The sequence below is a fragment of the Marinobacter sp. JSM 1782161 genome, assembly GCF_011421605.1.
In the GTDB taxonomy this organism is placed as follows: domain Bacteria; phylum Pseudomonadota; class Gammaproteobacteria; order Pseudomonadales; family Oleiphilaceae; genus Marinobacter_A; species Marinobacter_A bohaiensis.
This window is the reverse complement of sequence record NZ_WSSA01000003.1, coordinates 204,967-221,415: the sequence shown is the minus strand read 5'-3', so window position 1 is coordinate 221,415 and position 16,449 is coordinate 204,967. Positions and strand designations below refer to the sequence as shown.

Sequence of the window (16,449 nt, the reverse complement as noted above, 5' to 3'; positions counted from 1 at the left end):
GATGTCGGCTTTGACGAAAGCGGAGATGGCAGAGCGTCTTTACGAAGAGCTCGGGCTCAACAAACGCGAAGCCAAGGAAATGGTGGAAGCCTTTTTCGGCGAGATCAGAGACGCACTCAGTCACAATGAGCAGGTGAAGTTGTCGGGATTCGGTAACTTCGACCTGCGGGACAAGAAAGAACGTCCCGGGCGCAACCCGAAGACCGGAGAAGAGATTCCGATCAGCGCGCGGCGAGTGGTTACTTTCCGGCCAGGACAAAAACTAAAACAGAAAGTAGAGGCCTATGCTGGAACCCAGTCATAACAACGAGCTGCCGCCGATTCCTGGCAAGCGCTACTTCACGATTGGTGAAGTGGCCGATCTCTGTAGCGTCAAGGCCCATGTGCTGCGCTACTGGGAGCAGGAGTTCCCGCAACTGTCGCCGGTCAAACGACGCGGCAACCGGCGCTACTACCAGCGCGCCGACGTGTTGACGATCCGCCAGATTCGCAGCCTGCTGTACGATCAGGGCTACACCATCGGTGGCGCCAAGCAGAAGCTCAGCAGTCACGAAATCAAGGACGACACGTCTCAGTACAAGCAACTCATCCGCCAGATGATCGCGGAACTCGAGGACGTCCTCGACGTTCTCAACAGCCCAACCGCTTAATATTTGGGGCCCTTTTGCGGGCCCTGAAAATTCCCGAATTTTGTGTTTATTTTTCCCGGGAGCTTGTGTAGAATTCGCTCCCGCTAAGCTATTGAACTCACAGTTCAAAAGCTTGCTGTGTCGGGGCGTAGCGCAGCCTGGTAGCGCACCTGTATGGGGTGCAGGTGGTCGCAGGTTCAAATCCTGCCGTCCCGACCATTTCCCTTCTTTAAAATCAGCTATTTGCTATCCGCTGATTTCTGTTTGTCCCTGTTTTGTCCCAATTTGTCCAATTCGCGCTGGCTGGCCTCGCCGTGAATCCACTTGGCGTAGGTGGTCAGCAGCATCGTAATGCTGTGCCCGAGCTGAGACGCCACGAAAGCCGGGTTCATGCCCGCCATCAGGCAGATGGTGGCGTAGGTGTGGCGCGTGTTGTACGCCTTCCTGTGCCGGATGCCCAGCTTCTTCAGCGCCGCGGTGAACACAATCCTGGGGCCCCTGTCCGTCTTCCATGACTCATTGGTGCGCGGACTGCGGAAGACGTGGCCACCAGCCAGATAGGTGAGGGGCTTCACCTTTTTCAGGGCCGCCTTGGCTCGCGGGCTCAACAGCACCTCGCGGGCCGCGCCGGTCTTGGTCCGGGCATTGAGCAAACCCTTGGATTGCGCCTTTGAAACCAGTGCCACTCCTTTCCTCAAGTCCAGGTCGCCCCAGGTCAATGCCAGCATTTCGGATGTTCGCATGCCGGTCCAGAATGCAAATTCGAAATACGCGGCGTAGACGGCATCAGCGCCCGGGTAGCGGCGATACAGGTAATCAATGATCTCGTCGGCCTCTGCCTCGTCAAACGGGTCAACCGGTGGCTTCTGGTGCTTCAGGTTCTTCAGCCTGTCGGCGGGGTTCCGGTCGATCACCTCGTCATCCACAGCCAGCTCGAACACACCGCGCAACGGGATGAGGGCGTTGTTCCGCGTCTTGGCTGACGACCATTCGATTTTCGACACCTCGACCTTCAGCTCAGAGGCGCTGAATGAGTCAATCGGGCGGTTGGCAAATAGCGGCTGCCATCGCTTCATCAGGATCTTGCGGTACTCTTCCCGGGTGTTCTTCGAGACCTCCACGGTGTTCAGGTAGGCCTGCGCCATCTCGCCGAACAGCGGCACCTTGCTGGCGACCATCTCACCCTTGACGTACTGGGGGAAGTGCTCGGCCAGTTCCGTCCAGGTGAGGGTGCCGTGCCTGGCCTTGGCGACTATTTCAGATCGAAGACGACCGGCCGCCGCGAGGTTCGCTTGCGTCGGCTTTCTTTGCCAGAGCGGTTCGTGTCGCTCTCCGTCCCAGCTAAATCGGATTTTGATGCCTTGACCATGCGGACGGACCCCTGTTGGGAACTGCTTAGTAGCCATTTTTTGAACCCTACGATTGAAACCCAAATTTGACCGTCAGGATCATAGACGTACTGCTCGCCCTCGATCCACTTGCCTTCCTTGATTTTGCCCCACGCCCACTGCTCGCCCTTGTTGTAGAGCTTGCAGAACTCCTTGTGCGGCCACCAGTCCAGGCTCTCAGGGTCGATGACGATCCGGTCCAGGTCTTTTGCTGCGTCACCCATTGTCGGCCTCGCTCTGCTCCCGCATCCGCTTCGCCCGATCTGCATTGCCCTGGGTCAGCGGTCGCCATTCGAAATCGCCTTCCTTGATGGCTGCCTCTTCGTCCTTACAGTCGCACTCGTGACCGATCAGCGATTCATTGACCGGCAGCCAGAAGCTGCGAATCACGCTGCTGTGGTTGTCCTCGGTGGCGCCCTCGGCGTCGAACTGCTTCAGCACCATGGCCGCCTCGGCGGCAGAGCACCGGCGCGGACCGTTACGCCCGCTCTTGCTGATCGATATGTGGTACTCCGGCCCGATCTCTGCCTCTGGCACCTCCAGCCCGCTGATCACATACAAGCCCAGCGCCTTGTGGTAAAAAGCCACGGCCGGATATCCGGTGTTGGATTCGTAAGCCATCGGGCGCCAAGCCGGGTTGTTTGGAATCTTCGGTTGCAGCGCTGACAGCGCCATCACTTGATCTGCCATATCACCACTCCGCTCTCACTTCTGCCGCAGGTATTCGGGGCAGTAACACTGGCCCTGAGCCATCGGAGACCCGTCAACCGTGACCGCGCCATCAAACTCAGGCGCCCGCTTCACCCGAATCTCGGTCAAGCTGATCCCGTCATAGACATCGCTGGCGCTGAGGTAGGCCGCATATCGGGCCTTACCTGCACCGCTTTCCATGACGATGCCGCCATCACCGCCCAGGCTCGGAATCTGGGTTCTGAACGCCTTCACTGCATCACCCATTGGCCACCTCCGGATTCCAGTCTTCAAAGTCGCTCAGCTTGAGGCCTTGCTCTTTTAGATACATGCAGCACCCGATATCGTTGTGGTTCATCGTGAAGAACGCATGGTTTCTGCACTTCGGGCAATCCTGTCCTTGCTCTCGATCCCATTTAATCTTGCATGCAGGGCACAGCCGGTAGATATCGACCATCACTTCCTCCGCTTCTGAAACTCTGCCCGCTCTTCCGGCGAATCAATGGTCATCGTGTAGCCGCAGCACTTCGGCCAGCCATGCTGCAAAGCACCGGCTGATCGAACGCTTTCAGACCGGCCGCAAACTGTGCACCAGACCATTCCGCGCTGTAGGCTGGGGTGGCTTTGCGCCATCTTTTCGTACATCACTCCCCACCTCCGCGCAGTTGTTGGATCCTTTCGCGTATGACTTCTGATGGATCGGTATCGCACTTAATGCCAATCTCAATCTGTATTGCTCTTAACAGCGATAATTTAATCTCGGCAACCGCGCGGTCAGCAGTCAATTGAGTGGAGTCCAGCGCCTCCCGTGAGGATCTCATTATCGAATTTGTTAGCTTCCAGCCATCAAAATTTATGCAGTCGTTCAGCTGATCATTTAGCGCCTCCCTCATCGCCACAAGATGGGATTCGAGAGCCTGATACACGTCCTCCCGCACGTACTTCGTCGCATCGGCCGGGTCCATCCCTTCGCTCGGGGCGGGGCAATCACACCAGCACAGCCCTTCTTTGCTGTCCCACGTTTCACCCGGGACCAGGTACAGAATTTCCGGTGCTTCTTGCATCACTCCATCCTCCATCTGGTGGCTTCAGTCGGCGCTATTGAGTTCTTCCTGAGTGCAACCCAGATGCGCCATAGCTTTAACCCCACCAGCAGTGATATCTATGGAGTCTTCGTAATTGAATATTGGCTGATCGCACAGCGGGCAGAGAGGCACGTCATCCAGATCGATACATCCAGTCAAGTCAATCATTTATGAACTCCTGCTTCAGTCGGCGTCTGTGGGTGGGGCGTTAAACGTGAAATGCCAGACAGCCTCCCACGCGAAATCAACCCTCTCGTCGAGATACGCGCCGTCATCCTCAGTGGCCAAAACAGCGCGGTCTCTCGCGTCAGTTGGGTTCTCTCTGAACCAGGCGGATACGAATTCCTCGAACGCGTCTTTCGCGGCAGAACTATCGAGAAGCCCGGGGCGGTCACGCGCCTCCCGCCCTTGCTCGGGGTGTTGGATATTTTCAGCGGCGTCACGAAGGCGATGTTCGGTGCCTTTTATATCCCGGTAAAACTCGACGTCGTCTTCGTCGCAACAGGAATCATCGGAGCCCAGGTATACAGCGCGAAGCATCCCCAACAGGGCGGCGGCTTTGTCCAGAAGCTCGGTCGTCTCATCCGGCACTCGCACCGCCTCGGACTGGGCGCGGGATTCAAGTTCACAGATCGCCCCGTCTATTTCCGCCCACTTATCCTGAGCCAGCCCGCAAAAATCGTAATTCAGACCCTTCTCTCCTTCGCGATATGCAAGATCCCAGTATTCACCGATCAGATCTCTCAAATCACTCACAATCCACCTCCACAATCTCCCCATTGCGCACAGTCAGCTTGTTGCTGTACCGGTCGCGCTGTTCGTCTTCGGCCCGCTGGTCCTCGGCCATGGTTTCGTAGTTGGCCACGGGGTCTGTGCTGATTTCGTAGGTCGGGGTCATGCTGCTTTGGCCTCCCAAACCTTCAGCGACGTGTAAACGGTCTGCTCGATCTCTTCCTTGCCGCAGTAGTGGCACCGGCGGTGGTCGGCGGACAGGTACTGCCAGTTGTGCGCAAAGTCGCCGTGGATGGCACACACACCACGCTGCAGGTAGTCGGCCCAGAAGTCGGCGGTGACGTCTTTCCAGTGCGCAGTGTCGTGTGCCGGGCCGAACGCCCAGCTCTGCAGGCTCTCTCGGTGAGTGCAGAGGGCGCGCAGCCGCTTCCCGTGGAACCAGCCTTCGTCGTCCATCAGGCCGATGTAGAGAACCGGGTTCTCTCGGTCCACGCCATTGAAGGTGTTCCAGGTTCCGGCGTAGACCTGGCCAAGCCACGGCTTTTCACGCATCCACCGGAACAGCTGCCAGCTGTAGAAGTCGCTTTTGCCGCGGACGGCTGGCCGGATCTCGCTGTGTTTCGGAATCATGCTGCCTTCACCTCCTGCTCAACGCGGCGGAACTCGATTACCCAGACCCAGGGGTTGGCGTCCCATGAGCCAGCACCGTTTATGGATTCCCAGAGCAACTTGAAATGTGGAATCATCTCCATCTCAAAAGGAGCCAAGCCTTCGGCGTCGCAATCTGATTCAGTGATGTCTTGCAGCCGCTCCACCCGCACATCGGTAATCTCCAGGGTGATCCGGCTGGCCCAGCGGGGCATGTGGATGGAAGGCTTCCAAGAGTGGCCGTAGCTGTTAGGTACCGTCTTCGCGCCCGGGTGATCTGCCCGATATGCGACGTCGCCCGGCAGGTTATCTACTCGGCGGCTGCGAAACGCCTCCCGCACCCACAGCCGATCGCCGGGTTTGCCGTAGGGGCATTTCACCGCAAACTCTCCGTCCTCGGTGTACGCTCCATAGACCTCCAGGCCGGGATGCTCGCATCCGTGTTGATCAATAACCGTAGGCGCGTACATGGACGGTCCGAGAAGCGAACCGTATTCTTCCCAAGGCTGTGGCTTCAGTATTCGGCGCGTCTGCGTCTTCCGGCCCTCAAGAACTGCTCGCACCATTTCGCCATTCATCAGAATGGGCCGTTCCTTTACCTGGTTCATGCTGCCCGTACCTCCTTCAGAATGTCCTCGTTGCGCTGGCGCCAGAGCTGGCGACGCTCTTCGGTCAGATCACCGGTGCCGTACCGGTACCAGCGTTCGTCACTGTCTGCGGTGTCCTCGCCGTAGAAGGGCTGGCAGATCCAGCCCAGGTCCACGACGTGGCGAATGTTCACGGCGTCCAGCACCTGGAGTCGGAGATCCATGTAAGTGCCGCTAAACGCGCTCAGGCGCTGCTGGCGGACGGTGAAATAGGCCGTCTCGAAATAGGTTTCGTCATCCGGCGACAGGCACACGGCCCGGACGCAGACGCGCCAGTTGTGAATGCCCTCCATCAGCTTCTGCGCCAGATCCCGGGGCATGGGCGCGTATCCGAACGGTGTCCGGGCGTAGGCGTGGGCAATCTGGTCGCCGTTTCGATCGACGCCCGCTTCCCAGGTCCAGACCCGGGCCCCGGCCATGAATCGCTGGGACCGCTTCTGGCGGTTGTGGCCTTTGCGGCGATGGCGGGTCATGTCCGAATCTCCCGGAAGTGGCGAACACCGTCCGCAGTCAGGCGCCACTCACAGTCACTGCCGTCTGCGTCTTCGATCAGGCCATCAGCAACCGCCTGGTCGATCGCTTTGCCCAGCCTCTTGAGCGACCAGAACGCCCGCTCCCGGTGCCCCGTTTCCTTGAACGGTCGCCAGCAGGTGGAGATCTCCAGCCAGGTCAGGCTCTGGTGGGCATGAATGCCGCCGATCCGGTGGACCACGCGGTCCACGTCTGGCAGATCGACGTCATCCGTCCGCTCGCTCTTTGGCGCTGGCGGAATGTCGATGAACGACATGTTCATTTGCTGGATCGTTGTCATGCGACTACCGCCCGAGGTTTGTTGATGGTCATGATTGCGCCTTCTCCGTGGTCAAAACGGAAAGTGACGGCGTGGCCCGTACCGGTTACCTCGGAGCCGACATTCAGACCGGGAAGATCTTTGATGAGGGCGAAGTACCTCTTCTGGATTCCGAGCTCGTGATCATTGAGCCAAACCACCTCCGTCTCTGGCTTGTTTCCCGAGCCGTCGCATTCCGGACATTCGCCCTCGGCGTTTCTGTTCCATGTCCCGCAATCGCCCCCGCAGCTTTTACACTCAAGGCCGAAATAGGTGTTGTAATCCGTCTCGGCGTCCACCTCGCCTTCGCCTTCGCACTCGCGGCATTTCTCGAACACCGCTTTCCCAGATCCCTTACAAGCTTTGCAGTGCTCTGGAGCGCTTATTTCCGTGGCGGTTATGGGTGCCATTCTTGAAGAGCGCACTTTTCCGATGAGCGCTAGAAGGTGCCGGTTGTCAGCCTCTTCGTAGTCCTCCCTTGCTTGGTCCCGGAGAAGGCAGAAAGCGTGGCCATTTGATGCGCACAGGTCGCTGCCCACCCGGAAAGGTCGCAGGAGCCATTCACGGATATCCTGCTTGGCGCAGAATTTCTGTAGTTCATCTGCGTTCATGCCGTCTTCCTCCATGCCGTAGTCAGCCACCGGCTAGCGGCCGGCTGCTCAAAGTTCAGTACCGTTGCCTTTCGCATCCCGCCCTGATCGCGCCCTGGCTCGCTGCCACCGGCCGGGAACATCGCGCTGATCTCGTCCCAGTAGCCGTCCCGGATGGCGCAGTTGCGGAGATGGGCACGGCTCCAGTCCAGGTAGTCGCAGGCGGCGTTGAGGCGCATGCCTTGAGCCTTGCACCAGCGCAGCACCTCGACGGTTTTCTCGGTGACGACGAACATTAGCCAGCTACCTCCACGAACTTGCCGAACATGTCGTGCTGAACGCCTGAGAGTTCCAAAACGCGCTCATGCACCAGGTCTGCGTATTCCGGATTGATTTCACATAGAATCGAATTGCGGTGCAGGCTCATTGCGACGCCCGCGGTGGTCCCGCTACCTCCGAACGGATCGAGCACGGTTCCGCCTTTCGGGCAGCCAGCAAGAATGCAGGGCTCTACGAGGCCAGGCGGGAAAGTTGCGAAGTGGGCGCCGGCGTATGGTTTAGAGCTCACGGTCCAGACGCTCCGTCTGTTGCGCATATCTGTGATCGCTCGAAAGGCGTTCTGCCCAGTGGAAGCCAGCGCTTCGGTCTTGCCGGCGAAACCACCTTTAGAAATGGATGGACGAACCTTCTGCGCCCGTCCCAGTTGGTGCTCTCCAGTCTTTCCCGTGTGGAACTCGGAGCCCTTGGCGCCGTAAATGGCGGGTTCCTTAATGGCGTTAGCGTCGTAGCTGTAACGGGGCGACTTGGACAGCAGGAACAAATATTCATGGGACTTGGTGCAGCGGTCCCGAACGCTCTCTGGCATGGGGTTAGGCTTGTGCCAGATGATGTCCTGGCGCAGATACCATCCGTCCGCTTGGAGCGCGAAGGCGACACGCCAGGGGACGCCAATGATATCCTTCTCTTTCAGCCCATCGCCCAGAAAGGTCGCTGACGCTCGACCATTGCCTCGATCATAAACATAGGCGTTCTTATCGCCGCTCTGGCCCGACTTGTGCTGCCCCTTGGCGGGGCTGCGCGCATAGCTATCCCCCAGATTCAGCCACAACGTTCCGTCGTCGCGCAGCACCCGCCGCACCTCCCGGAACACCTCAACCAGCCGTGCCACGTACTCATCCGGCGTATCCTCAAGCCCGATTTGCCCTTCATGGCCGTAGTCGCGCAGGCCGAAATAGGGCGGGCTGGTCACGCAGCAGTGCACGGACTGATCGCCAAGCTGCTGCAACGTCTCAGTGCAGTCGCCGATCAGAACGCTGTATGACGGCGTAAAGCTCATCCCAACTTCTCCGCTTTCCGCATAGTTTCAGAACCCAGCCAGTCGCCCGTCACAGTGACCGCGCTGCCGTCCCTGCGGACGTAGGCGATATCGACGTGCTTGCCATTGGCCAGCCGATAAACCGCTGGCTTCTCCGGGGAGTCCGGGAGGCCGTTGAAGGCCTCGGCGAAGCTGGTGGGGCAGGTGAGGTCCAGGTGTTTCATTCCGGGCCGACCTCGCTGACGTCAGGGAACGGCAAGGCCAGTTGCTCAATCCGCTGGCGGATCTTCTCGATTGCGGACTCAGCGCCTTCTTCGTCCAGGTCGACCCGCTCGCTCAAGAGCGTTTCTCGTTCCTGCTGGGCGCCGTATACCTGGTCGGCCGGATGCACGTAGACCTCGAGCCAATTCACGAATCCGAAGTAGTTGACGAACACGCTGGCCCGCCGGGTGTCGTGCATATCGATGGCCTGGGCCATGAGCTGATTGATTTCTGATTGAACACTCACGCCGCATCCCTCCCGCGGTTCTTGATGTCTCTGGCTGCCGCCATCCGCTCGGTTCGCAGTTGACGCTGGCGGCTCGCCTTGTGAATCCGTCCTTGCCTCTGGCACCGAACTGCTGAGTGGTTGTAGATCCTTGCCATCAGCACCTGGTGGCCCACTGTCCTCACGCGGCCCCGTTTGGCCCCGGGCTGGATACTGCCCGCAGGCGAGTCGGCAGCCGCACGACGTCGGCGCGCTTCTCTTTCGGCACCAGCACGAACTCCCGGCTGGCGCGGTACCGGATGTCGCAGTCCAGCTTTTCCGCCAGCGCCTGGACCGTCTCGGCGATGTCCATGTACTTGGTGGAATCCGGAAGATTCAGGGTTACCTGGGCCATGTTTATCTCCTTGAGGTCGGTCAGGCGGCTGCTTCTGATCGAACGAGCCGCATGTAGACGGCTGTCCGGGCGGTGGTTCGGACTGGGCGCACCGTTCTGGCCGGTCCAATCTGGTAAGTGCTGAACAGCGCCAGGACGAGGGCACAGGCACGGATAGCGGTTTTGGCTTTCAGCAGGCCGTGCATCCAGCCCTGGCTGATGGCGTCCTTCACATTGAGTGCGCAGAGCTGGCCCTTGATCTCGTCCATGTGCCACTCGACGGTCCGCTCGGAGATGCCCATCTGCGCAGCGATTTCAGCCGCGCTCATCCCGCTGGCGGCCCTGACGAACACCTCGGCGCGCCGCTTCGGCATCGCGTCCTTCATCGCCAGTTCAACTTCCAGCCGTTGGTATGTTTTCCGTGCCATGTCCTTCACTCCGCGTTTGCAGTCCGTCAAAACACGAGTAAAGATTACCCATAGGTAAACATTCGGGTCAATACCTAAAGGTAAACTTTTTGTTTTTGTTTACCTTCAGCATCAAATAAACACACGGAACCGGCTGATATATCGAAAGAAGTTCTGATATAAAGCGGTGAGCCAACTGGGGAGAGGTATATGAAAGTAAGGATTTTCGCGGTACTGGCCGCTGTTTTTGGTCTTTTGCAGGCGGGCTTAGTCCAGGCTGACGTGGTCAAAAAGACGTCATCAGGAATCTGCCACCCACCAGCCAGCAGCTACTACGACCGCATCCAGAACTTTGAGCCGTTCAGTTCTCTGGACTCGTGCGTCGCCACGGGCGGGCGCCTGCCGAAGAATCTGCAGGTTGCCAGGGCCGAGACAGGCCAGGGCGGCTACTCACGCAGTCAGTTCGGTCATGGTTGGGATGATGCAGACGGGGATTGCCAGAACAGCAGGATGGAGGCGCTGGCGGCGCAGTCGACCGCACCGGTGCGGTATGCCAGCGACAAGCAGTGTCGGGTCGTGGCCGGCCGCTGGATCTCGCCGTTCACCGGAAAGGTGATCCACGACGCGTCCGCGATCGATATCGACCACGTCGTGCCACTCAAGTGGGCCTGGGATCATGGCGCAGATCAGTGGTCCAGGGAGAGGCGCGAGCAGTTCGCGAATGACCTGGTGAACCTGTGGAGCGTGGAGCTATCCCTGAACCGGCAGAAGGGCGCCAAAGGGCCGGATCAATGGCTGCCGCCGGCGGGGCAATGCCAGTATGTGAGCAGGTTTTTGCGTGTAGTGAAAGGGTACAGTCTAAAGCTTTCCAATGCTGAAGCGGCTGGCTACAGAGAGCAGGTGAGCGGATACTGCGGGTAAAAAAAAGCCCGCACGATGGCGGGCTTTCTTTGAGGGCAACAACTTAAGCAAATTTGTTCTTCAACGAGCTTGCTGGCATACGGGACATGCCCTCAATCAGGCTTTTCGTCACTTTTAGTCGTTCGTGCGCCAGTTTTTCTTCCTGAAGACGATCGCTTCGACGAGCTTCTTGACTCTTTGTCTCCTGAAGATCCTGAAGGTTTGCCATTGTCCACCCCTTGTTGAGCTTCCTCATCCTTGCCATCTTCTTCGCTGGGTTCAATCTCGGAAGCAGGTAATTTAACGACCAGCGGATTATCCATACTAAGCGTAGCATTCTCAATGGCCTTAGCGGCCCTATCCACTGCATTTTGTAACCAAGCTGGAGGCCGATTAACTTTTTGGAAGAGTTCCCGAGCCTCCTTTCTGTCAATGACGAAACTGTGTGACGGGTATCCAGTGGTGAGCTTCTGAAGTGCTCCACCCTTGAGATTCTTGAACTTGTTGTTCAAGCGTTCTCCATAATCATAGCCTATCAGCATCGCTCTTTGGGTCTCTCCGACCTTGGTAGGGTCAATCTGCCCAAAAATTGGCTGAAAAAGTCCGGTTGTCAGCTCCGTTGATATTTTGGCAGCCATACTCGTTGAAAGTTTCCCGCCCATTCGAATATCGAGAAGACTTTCTCGGAAAGTGCGTATGGCCTGAGTTTGCAGGTTCTCAATGGCCTGCGGAAGGTCAAGACCAGAGCTGCGACCGAAAAGTTCATCTGGTTTTGCGAGTTGCACGTCAAGAGGACCGAGCTCACCACGATCACACATCCAAACCTGACTTGCGCCGATAGCGATAAGGGTGCCGGCGGATTTGCACAGTCCAGGAATAAACACCGTGATTCCGTCAGGGTAGTGATGGTGAAGAGAACGACATATCCGAAAGGCAGCGTCTGGGTCACCGCCAAGCGTTGAAAGTATCAAAACGGCCTTTTGATTACCTGTCTCCGGCAATTCTCCGTTGTGGACGTCGCAAATCTGGTCGTATCCATTTCTGCTAATCTCGCCGGCGTAAACTATGTAATCTGTAACCCCAAGCTCTACCTGTTTTTCGCTTTCTTCCGTAGACACACAGCGCTCCTTATTGTTACCTCAAAACTGACCACCAAAATACTCGCCCGATGATTCGGATGTTGTTGTCCTGTACGTCGTCAGCCGAGTATTCCTCAGCGGGGTGCTCCATAGCATTCTGGCTCACGATCTTGATTCCGCCACCTGGCCGGCGGTGCAGGAACTTCACTCGCAGCATCCCATCGTGGTCTATCGCGTAGATCTCGCCATCCCGGACCGCGGTGTCCGCCGTGTTTACCCCGATGCACGTCCCGTCAGGCATTACCGGCACCATGCTGTTGCCCCTGACAAAGGCGCACGCTGCGTTCTCCTGGAGTACCCCGGCCCGGGCCAGGGTGGACTTGGCAAACCGTAGCTTGGCGCCGTGGTTCTCGATTACCTGAGTCTGGCCCGCGCCTGCAGCCAGCTCGACCTCCCTGAACAACGGCAATTCGACCTCGTCCTCATCCAGCGGTGTATCACTGTCCCAGGCGTCCATGCGCCCGAAGAACTCCAGCTCGTCTTCGCCCGATTTCGTCAGCTCAGCAGCACCATAGCTCGGACGTGACTCCGCGACGCGTGCGTTATCAAAGCGCAAGCTTCGCTCTTGGTCCAGTGAGCCGCGTGGAATTCCGACGCTCTTCTCTATGTGCCGCGCAAAGCCCTCTCCTATGTTCTTGCTGCCTTTCAGGAGTCGAGACACATAGCCCCGCTGGCGGTCGATGGTATCCGCCAGACCACTTTGCTTACCGCCGAACCGTTCGTCGATGAGTCTGGCCAAATTGGCCCTTCTGATTTCGTGAATATCCATGTTCGAAGGGTAAGCGCCGGTTACTTCTTGGTAAATGTCCTCCGGGTTGACAAAATGGTTACCCGTGGGTAAACATTGCGTGCATGGATACATTGCGCAGATACCTCAACGAAACACTGGACAGTACCGGGGAGCGAGAGTTTTTCGCCCGGCGCTGCGGCACGACTATCGGGTATCTCCGGAAGGCGATTTCGACGGGGCAGAAATTTGGAGTCGTGCTGTCGGCGAGAATCCAGAAGGAGTCCGGTGGCGAGGTGACTTGTGAGTCACTACGCCCGGACATCGACTGGGCTGCTCTGCGCGAAACCATCTCTTCGATCGAAACAGCGTCTCCCGAGAAACCAGATGCTGCCGCTTGAACATGGGTCTATTGAACCTTCTTTCGCTGGCGGAGATACCGGGATTTCCCCGGGTGTGGAAATAAACAGTACGGGTGCCTGAATGAACCGCAACGAGCCCTGGACCATTGACCTGCCATATCCGCCCCGCCAGCTGAGCCCGAACGCCCGGCTGCACTGGGCGCCGAAGTCCCGGAAGGCCAAGCAATACCGCCGTCAGTGCTGGGCGCTGACGCTGAACGCCATCCAGGACGGTGACTGGAACCTGTTTGCTCTGCGGAAGCTGGCGGCAGAAGGGCACCTGGTCCACCTGATGATTGATGTGTTCCCGCCGGACCGCCGAGGCCGGGACGACGACAACATCATCGCCAGTTTCAAGAGCGGCCGAGATGGGATCGCGGACGCGTTGAATATCGACGACAAGCACTTCCGTATCCACCCCGTCGTTCACCGTGAATCTCCGGTAGATGGCGGGAGGGTCACCGTAGGCATCGCGCTGGAGTCGCGATAACCGGTTTTCCCTGAAAAACGCATATCCAAACGTCTATTCAACAAGAGCGGCAAATAGCCGCCAGGCGGGCCGGGTCGGCCCAGTCACCAACAACCTGAACAGGGTGGAAATGATGCTTTTTCGCAACGCACGAATTTACCGATTTACCAAACCCTTCAACGTCGACGTCGAAGAGCTGGAATCGAAGCTGGCGGACGACGCTTTCAAGCCGTGCGGCCCGCAGGAGTCTTTCCGGCAGGGCTGGGTGGCGCCACTGGGTCGTCATGGCCAGCAGCTGGTGCACAGCGCCAACGGCTATCACCTGATTGCCCTGCGCAAGGAAGAGCGCGTGCTGCCGGCGGCTGTGATCAAGGAGGCGGTCACCGAGCGTGTCGAGATGATCGAGGCCGAACAGATGCGCAAGGTGCCGCGCAAGGAGAAGGACGAGATCAAGGAGCAGCTGACCCAGGAGCTGCTGCCCCGTGCTTTCACCAAGTCCAAGCGCACCTTTGCCTACCTGGCGCCGAAGGACGGTTTCATGGTGGTGGACGCCGGCTCGGACAAGCAGGCCGAAGAGATCGCCATCACCCTGCGCAAGGCCATTGGCTCCCTGCCGGTGCGTCCGCCCGCGCTGGAGCAGGCGCCGACATTCACCTTCTCCGGCTGGCTCAGCGAGACCGTGGATCTGCCGGCGGCGTTCAACCTGGGCAGCCGCTGCAACCTGCAGGACACTGGCGAGGATGCAGGCCGCGTTAACTGCGCCGGTCTGGATCTGCTCAGCTACGAAGTACGGAACCACCTGTCTGCCGGCATGCTGGCCCATCGCGTCGCGCTTACCTGGGAGGACAACGTGTCCTTCATCCTCGACGACGAAATGGCCCTCCGCCAGCTCAAGTTCGGCGACAGCTTCCAGGAGAAGCTGGACGCCGTGGACGCTGACGACATGGCCGCCAAGTTCGATGCCTCCTTCAGCCTGATGACATTGGAGCTGGCCCGTCTGATTCCAGCTCTTCTGGAAGCGCTGGGTGGCGAAGATCGTTCGGCGATCGCTGAGCAGTAGGAGAGGGCACCATGCGAGCGCGCAACATCAAACCAGGGTTCTGGAAGAATGAGGACCTGGTCGACCTTCCTTACGAATACCGACTGCTGTTCATCGGCCTGCCCATGCTGGCGGACCGGGAAGGGCGCCTGGAGGACCGGCCGAAGCGGATCAAAATGGAGCTTTTCCCGGCGGATCCGGTGGACGTCGACGACGGGCTGAACGAGCTGATCGACCGAGGGTTTCTCGAGCGTTACGAAAGTGAGGGCGTAAAGGTCCTGATGATCAGCAAGTTTGCTGAGCATCAATCGCCGCACCATTCGGAGAAGAAGAGTGATCTACCGGGTAAGGACGGTTTCGCGGCCGTGAAGGAACCGGAGAAGTCCTCGGGCTCACCGAAGCGAGGGCGAGAGGATACCGGGGATAAACCTGATAGCTCCGGTGAGAAGAACGAGGAAGGCGAGGGCGGTAACCGTGAACCTACGGTAGACCTACCGAAAGATCACGGTGAACCTACCGTAGACCCACAAAACAGCGGGCGTAGAAATCGCCCTGATTCTCTGATTCCTGATTCTCCGAATCCTGATTCCTTGGAAAAGACTATTGGCACATCGGCAAGCGATGCGCCCACTCAGGCCGAGCTCGAAGCCGAGCCACCGGAGCCGTCAGGGAAGAACACCTACCCGGAGGCCTTCGAGCTGGTCTGGCGCAAATACCCGAAGCGCCCGGGCAGCAACCCCAAGAACAAGGCCTTCCGCGCCTGGCGGGCCAGGGTCAAGGACGGTGCCGCTCCGGCTGACATCCTGGCCGGCACGGTCCGCTACGCGAATTACATCCGGCAGACCAATCGGCAGAACACCGAATTCATCATGCAGGCGGTGCGGTTCTTCGGGACGTCGTGCGAGTACGAGAACGAGTGGACGCCGCCGGAGGATCCCGGGCCGAACTCGCCGCACAACGGGTTTGGGAATATCGACTACAGCGCAGGACTGAAGCGGGAGGTGCGAGATGGCGAAGCCAATTTCTGATGCGGGAGGCGACCTGGGCGTGATCGAGCGCCTGTGCGGTGGCATCGATACGCGGCCGGGGCACTGCGAACTTCACGGCGATTTCGTGGACGTGCTGTACCGCCGGCGGAGTGCTGACGGCAATTCCGAAAGCCACGGCTGGGGCGGTTGTCCTGAATGCGCGAAATCTCGGCTTGAGGAACGCCGCGAGGACGATGAGCAGAACCGGCTGGCGGAAGTGGCTCGTGATCGAATCAATCACTACCAGGGCCATGCCGGCATCTGGCCGAAGTTCGAGCATGCCCGTTTCGAGAACTACCGGCCTGTCAACGAGAAGGCCGCACGCCACTTGGCGACCATCCAGGAATACGGCCGGATTATCTCGGGGCGTGACCACGGCGGCCGGTGTCTGATCCTGACCGGCAACGTCGGCGCCGGGAAAACACACCTGTGCTGCGCGCTGCTGCGGATGGTGATCAATGAGACGGCCCAGCCGTGTTTCTACATCAACTTCGACGAGCTGATCACGTCGTTCCGCGAGACCTTTGACCGAGATTCCGGCGTCAAAGAGCGTGATCTACTCCAGCGATTTTCGAAGTACCGGCTTTTGGTCATCGATGAGGTTGGGATGCAGAGTTTCAGCGACTTCGAGTTGACGGTGGCCTACAAGGTCATCAACGCCCGGTACCTGCAGAACCTGCCGACCGTTTTGGGCACAAACATGCCGGCGAACAACCTGAAGAAGGGGATTGGCGAGCGGGCCGTGGACCGGATGCGGGAGAACGGCGGCCGGGCGCTTGAGTTTGACTGGATGTCCTATCGGGAACGCCGGTGCGCGGCATGATTGGTCCGACGATGAGCGAGGTGAAGCAGCAACAGCGCGAGCGGATTTCGGCCGATGTCGACCGTTTCCTGGCTGGCGGTGGGACTATCACCCGGCTGGAGGG

29 protein-coding genes and 1 tRNA gene are annotated in these 16,449 nt (G+C 58.8%); 8 read left to right on the top strand and 22 right to left on the bottom strand.

Annotation, left to right across the window (positions count from 1 at the left end; all coding sequences use genetic code 11):
* Position 1 precedes the first annotated feature (1 nt).
* The 3 genes from ihfA (at position 2) to GQB00_RS13845 (ending at position 848) form a co-directional block, all read left to right on the top strand.
* Entirely contained in the window at positions 2-304 is a 303-nt protein-coding gene (gene ihfA / locus GQB00_RS13855) for an integration host factor subunit alpha (protein WP_111497793.1), read from the top strand.
* Positions 285-650, top strand: coding sequence for a MerR family transcriptional regulator (locus GQB00_RS13850; RefSeq protein WP_165856777.1), 366 nt, complete (start codon positions 285-287; stop codon positions 648-650). Before ihfA ends, GQB00_RS13850 begins: the two co-directional genes overlap by 20 nt.
* 121 nt (positions 651-771) lie before the next feature.
* Positions 772-848 (top strand) — tRNA-Pro (locus tag GQB00_RS13845).
* Between the two features lie 20 nt (positions 849-868).
* Here the strand turns inward: GQB00_RS13845 and GQB00_RS13840 are convergent.
* The 20 genes from GQB00_RS13840 to GQB00_RS13750 all read right to left on the bottom strand — a co-directional run bounded on the left by GQB00_RS13840 (position 869) and on the right by GQB00_RS13750 (position 9,841).
* Positions 869-1,981 carry a tyrosine-type recombinase/integrase gene (locus GQB00_RS13840; protein WP_416234163.1) on the bottom strand — a complete coding sequence of 371 codons (1,113 nt, stop codon included), beginning with the start codon at positions 1,979-1,981 and terminating at the stop codon, positions 869-871.
* The gene (locus tag GQB00_RS21865) at positions 1,882-2,241 is read right to left on the bottom strand and encodes a hypothetical protein (RefSeq protein ID WP_228276811.1); all 360 of its coding nucleotides are present in this window, start codon (positions 2,239-2,241) and stop codon (positions 1,882-1,884) included. The genes GQB00_RS13840 and GQB00_RS21865 overlap by 100 nt, the downstream gene beginning before the upstream one ends.
* Entirely contained in the window at positions 2,234-2,707 is a 474-nt protein-coding gene (locus GQB00_RS13835) for a hypothetical protein (protein ID WP_207950795.1), read from the bottom strand. Before GQB00_RS13835 ends, GQB00_RS21865 begins: the two co-directional genes overlap by 8 nt.
* 15 nt (positions 2,708-2,722) lie before the next feature.
* Entirely contained in the window at positions 2,723-2,974 is a 252-nt protein-coding gene (locus GQB00_RS13830) for a hypothetical protein (RefSeq protein WP_165856775.1), read from the bottom strand.
* A complete protein-coding gene (locus tag GQB00_RS13825) occupies positions 2,967-3,164 on the bottom strand; it encodes a hypothetical protein (RefSeq protein WP_165856774.1) in 198 nt (65 codons plus the stop codon). Before GQB00_RS13825 ends, GQB00_RS13830 begins: the two co-directional genes overlap by 8 nt.
* 187 nt (positions 3,165-3,351) lie before the next feature.
* Positions 3,352-3,771 (bottom strand): hypothetical protein, encoded by a 420-nt coding sequence (locus tag GQB00_RS13820; RefSeq protein ID WP_165856773.1) that lies wholly within the window; start codon positions 3,769-3,771, stop codon positions 3,352-3,354.
* A 24-nt stretch (positions 3,772-3,795) separates the two neighbouring features.
* Positions 3,796-3,960 (bottom strand): hypothetical protein, encoded by a 165-nt coding sequence (locus tag GQB00_RS13815; RefSeq protein WP_165856772.1) that lies wholly within the window; start codon positions 3,958-3,960, stop codon positions 3,796-3,798.
* Positions 3,961-3,975: 15 nt separating this feature from the next.
* Positions 3,976-4,548, bottom strand: coding sequence for a hypothetical protein (locus GQB00_RS13810; protein WP_165856771.1), 573 nt, complete (start codon positions 4,546-4,548; stop codon positions 3,976-3,978).
* Positions 4,541-4,690, bottom strand: coding sequence for a hypothetical protein (locus GQB00_RS13805; protein ID WP_165856770.1), 150 nt, complete (start codon positions 4,688-4,690; stop codon positions 4,541-4,543). The genes GQB00_RS13810 and GQB00_RS13805 overlap by 8 nt, the downstream gene beginning before the upstream one ends.
* Complete coding sequence (locus GQB00_RS13800) at positions 4,687-5,154, bottom strand: hypothetical protein (protein WP_165856769.1); 468 nt, start codon at positions 5,152-5,154, stop codon at positions 4,687-4,689. Before GQB00_RS13800 ends, GQB00_RS13805 begins: the two co-directional genes overlap by 4 nt.
* Entirely contained in the window at positions 5,151-5,780 is a 630-nt protein-coding gene (locus GQB00_RS13795; RefSeq protein WP_165856768.1) for a hypothetical protein, read from the bottom strand. Before GQB00_RS13795 ends, GQB00_RS13800 begins: the two co-directional genes overlap by 4 nt.
* The gene (locus GQB00_RS13790) at positions 5,777-6,292 is read right to left on the bottom strand and encodes a hypothetical protein (protein ID WP_165856767.1); all 516 of its coding nucleotides are present in this window, start codon (positions 6,290-6,292) and stop codon (positions 5,777-5,779) included. Before GQB00_RS13790 ends, GQB00_RS13795 begins: the two co-directional genes overlap by 4 nt.
* A complete protein-coding gene (locus GQB00_RS13785; RefSeq protein WP_165856766.1) occupies positions 6,289-6,630 on the bottom strand; it encodes a hypothetical protein in 342 nt (113 codons plus the stop codon). Before GQB00_RS13785 ends, GQB00_RS13790 begins: the two co-directional genes overlap by 4 nt.
* Positions 6,627-7,259, bottom strand: coding sequence for a hypothetical protein (locus tag GQB00_RS13780; protein ID WP_165856765.1), 633 nt, complete (start codon positions 7,257-7,259; stop codon positions 6,627-6,629). The genes GQB00_RS13785 and GQB00_RS13780 overlap by 4 nt, the downstream gene beginning before the upstream one ends.
* Positions 7,256-7,534, bottom strand: a complete 279-nt coding sequence (locus tag GQB00_RS13775) for a hypothetical protein (RefSeq protein ID WP_165856764.1) — start codon at positions 7,532-7,534, stop codon at positions 7,256-7,258. The genes GQB00_RS13780 and GQB00_RS13775 overlap by 4 nt, the downstream gene beginning before the upstream one ends.
* Positions 7,534-8,574, bottom strand: a complete 1,041-nt coding sequence (locus GQB00_RS13770) for a DNA-methyltransferase (protein WP_165856763.1) — start codon at positions 8,572-8,574, stop codon at positions 7,534-7,536. Before GQB00_RS13770 ends, GQB00_RS13775 begins: the two co-directional genes overlap by 1 nt.
* Positions 8,571-8,777, bottom strand: coding sequence for a hypothetical protein (locus tag GQB00_RS13765; protein ID WP_165856762.1), 207 nt, complete (start codon positions 8,775-8,777; stop codon positions 8,571-8,573). Before GQB00_RS13765 ends, GQB00_RS13770 begins: the two co-directional genes overlap by 4 nt.
* A complete protein-coding gene (locus GQB00_RS13760; RefSeq protein WP_165856761.1) occupies positions 8,774-9,061 on the bottom strand; it encodes a hypothetical protein in 288 nt (95 codons plus the stop codon). The genes GQB00_RS13765 and GQB00_RS13760 overlap by 4 nt, the downstream gene beginning before the upstream one ends.
* 160 nt (positions 9,062-9,221) lie before the next feature.
* Positions 9,222-9,434, bottom strand: a complete 213-nt coding sequence (locus tag GQB00_RS13755; RefSeq protein ID WP_165856760.1) for a hypothetical protein — start codon at positions 9,432-9,434, stop codon at positions 9,222-9,224.
* A gap of 20 nt (positions 9,435-9,454) precedes the next feature.
* Positions 9,455-9,841: a LuxR C-terminal-related transcriptional regulator gene (locus tag GQB00_RS13750; protein ID WP_165856759.1), complete on the bottom strand. Its 387-nt coding sequence runs from the start codon at positions 9,839-9,841 to the stop codon at positions 9,455-9,457.
* Between the two features lie 189 nt (positions 9,842-10,030).
* On the opposite strand from GQB00_RS13750, the gene GQB00_RS13745 reads away from it, so the two are divergent.
* Positions 10,031-10,741 carry an HNH endonuclease family protein gene (locus GQB00_RS13745; protein ID WP_165856758.1) on the top strand — a complete coding sequence of 237 codons (711 nt, stop codon included), beginning with the start codon at positions 10,031-10,033 and terminating at the stop codon, positions 10,739-10,741.
* 92 nt (positions 10,742-10,833) lie between these two features.
* Here the strand turns inward: GQB00_RS13745 and GQB00_RS13740 are convergent, their stop codons facing one another.
* Both GQB00_RS13740 and GQB00_RS13735 read right to left on the bottom strand, forming a co-directional pair.
* Positions 10,834-11,838 (bottom strand): SDH family Clp fold serine proteinase, encoded by a 1,005-nt coding sequence (locus tag GQB00_RS13740; RefSeq protein WP_165856757.1) that lies wholly within the window; start codon positions 11,836-11,838, stop codon positions 10,834-10,836.
* A 16-nt stretch (positions 11,839-11,854) separates the two neighbouring features.
* A complete protein-coding gene (locus tag GQB00_RS13735; protein WP_165856756.1) occupies positions 11,855-12,628 on the bottom strand; it encodes a S24 family peptidase in 774 nt (257 codons plus the stop codon).
* A 441-nt stretch (positions 12,629-13,069) separates the two neighbouring features.
* On the opposite strand from GQB00_RS13735, the gene GQB00_RS13725 reads away from it, so the two are divergent.
* The 4 genes from GQB00_RS13725 (at position 13,070) to GQB00_RS13710 (ending at position 16,346) form a co-directional block, all read left to right on the top strand.
* Positions 13,070-13,477, top strand: coding sequence for an endodeoxyribonuclease RusA (locus GQB00_RS13725; RefSeq protein WP_165856754.1), 408 nt, complete (start codon positions 13,070-13,072; stop codon positions 13,475-13,477).
* 112 nt (positions 13,478-13,589) lie between these two features.
* Positions 13,590-14,516, top strand: coding sequence for a recombination-associated protein RdgC (gene rdgC / locus GQB00_RS13720; RefSeq protein WP_165856753.1), 927 nt, complete (start codon positions 13,590-13,592; stop codon positions 14,514-14,516).
* 11 nt (positions 14,517-14,527) lie between these two features.
* Positions 14,528-15,523, top strand: a complete 996-nt coding sequence (locus tag GQB00_RS13715) for a hypothetical protein (RefSeq protein WP_165856752.1) — start codon at positions 14,528-14,530, stop codon at positions 15,521-15,523.
* Positions 15,504-16,346, top strand: a complete 843-nt coding sequence (locus GQB00_RS13710) for an ATP-binding protein (RefSeq protein WP_165856751.1) — start codon at positions 15,504-15,506, stop codon at positions 16,344-16,346. The genes GQB00_RS13715 and GQB00_RS13710 overlap by 20 nt, the downstream gene beginning before the upstream one ends.
* Positions 16,347-16,449 lie beyond the last annotated feature (103 nt).

Coding starts and splice junctions, on each gene's coding strand:
- GQB00_RS13815 (WP_165856772.1), bottom strand. CDS start 3,960: ATGATTGACTTGACTGGATGTATCGATCTGGATGACGTGCCTCTCTGC.
- GQB00_RS13835 (WP_207950795.1), bottom strand. CDS start 2,707: ATGGCAGATCAAGTGATGGCGCTGTCAGCGCTGCAACCGAAGATTCCA.
- GQB00_RS13715 (WP_165856752.1), top strand. CDS start 14,528: ATGCGAGCGCGCAACATCAAACCAGGGTTCTGGAAGAATGAGGACCTG.
- GQB00_RS13825 (WP_165856774.1), bottom strand. CDS start 3,164: ATGGTCGATATCTACCGGCTGTGCCCTGCATGCAAGATTAAATGGGAT.
- GQB00_RS21865 (WP_228276811.1), bottom strand. CDS start 2,241: ATGGGTGACGCAGCAAAAGACCTGGACCGGATCGTCATCGACCCTGAG.
- GQB00_RS13725 (WP_165856754.1), top strand. CDS start 13,070: ATGAACCGCAACGAGCCCTGGACCATTGACCTGCCATATCCGCCCCGC.
- GQB00_RS13780 (WP_165856765.1), bottom strand. CDS start 7,259: ATGAACGCAGATGAACTACAGAAATTCTGCGCCAAGCAGGATATCCGT.
- GQB00_RS13830 (WP_165856775.1), bottom strand. CDS start 2,974: ATGGGTGATGCAGTGAAGGCGTTCAGAACCCAGATTCCGAGCCTGGGC.
- GQB00_RS13735 (WP_165856756.1), bottom strand. CDS start 12,628: ATGGATATTCACGAAATCAGAAGGGCCAATTTGGCCAGACTCATCGAC.
- GQB00_RS13800 (WP_165856769.1), bottom strand. CDS start 5,154: ATGATTCCGAAACACAGCGAGATCCGGCCAGCCGTCCGCGGCAAAAGC.
- GQB00_RS13805 (WP_165856770.1), bottom strand. CDS start 4,690: ATGACCCCGACCTACGAAATCAGCACAGACCCCGTGGCCAACTACGAA.
- GQB00_RS13850 (WP_165856777.1), top strand. CDS start 285: ATGCTGGAACCCAGTCATAACAACGAGCTGCCGCCGATTCCTGGCAAG.
- GQB00_RS13750 (WP_165856759.1), bottom strand. CDS start 9,841: ATGGCACGGAAAACATACCAACGGCTGGAAGTTGAACTGGCGATGAAG.
- GQB00_RS13775 (WP_165856764.1), bottom strand. CDS start 7,534: ATGTTCGTCGTCACCGAGAAAACCGTCGAGGTGCTGCGCTGGTGCAAG.
- GQB00_RS13765 (WP_165856762.1), bottom strand. CDS start 8,777: ATGAAACACCTGGACCTCACCTGCCCCACCAGCTTCGCCGAGGCCTTC.
- GQB00_RS13770 (WP_165856763.1), bottom strand. CDS start 8,574: ATGAGCTTTACGCCGTCATACAGCGTTCTGATCGGCGACTGCACTGAG.
- GQB00_RS13795 (WP_165856768.1), bottom strand. CDS start 5,780: ATGAACCAGGTAAAGGAACGGCCCATTCTGATGAATGGCGAAATGGTG.
- GQB00_RS13755 (WP_165856760.1), bottom strand. CDS start 9,434: ATGGCCCAGGTAACCCTGAATCTTCCGGATTCCACCAAGTACATGGAC.
- rdgC (WP_165856753.1), top strand. CDS start 13,590: ATGCTTTTTCGCAACGCACGAATTTACCGATTTACCAAACCCTTCAAC.
- GQB00_RS13820 (WP_165856773.1), bottom strand. CDS start 3,771: ATGCAAGAAGCACCGGAAATTCTGTACCTGGTCCCGGGTGAAACGTGG.
- GQB00_RS13745 (WP_165856758.1), top strand. CDS start 10,031: ATGAAAGTAAGGATTTTCGCGGTACTGGCCGCTGTTTTTGGTCTTTTG.
- GQB00_RS13790 (WP_165856767.1), bottom strand. CDS start 6,292: ATGACCCGCCATCGCCGCAAAGGCCACAACCGCCAGAAGCGGTCCCAG.
- GQB00_RS13785 (WP_165856766.1), bottom strand. CDS start 6,630: ATGACAACGATCCAGCAAATGAACATGTCGTTCATCGACATTCCGCCA.
- GQB00_RS13710 (WP_165856751.1), top strand. CDS start 15,504: ATGGCGAAGCCAATTTCTGATGCGGGAGGCGACCTGGGCGTGATCGAG.
- ihfA (WP_111497793.1), top strand. CDS start 2: ATGTCGGCTTTGACGAAAGCGGAGATGGCAGAGCGTCTTTACGAAGAG.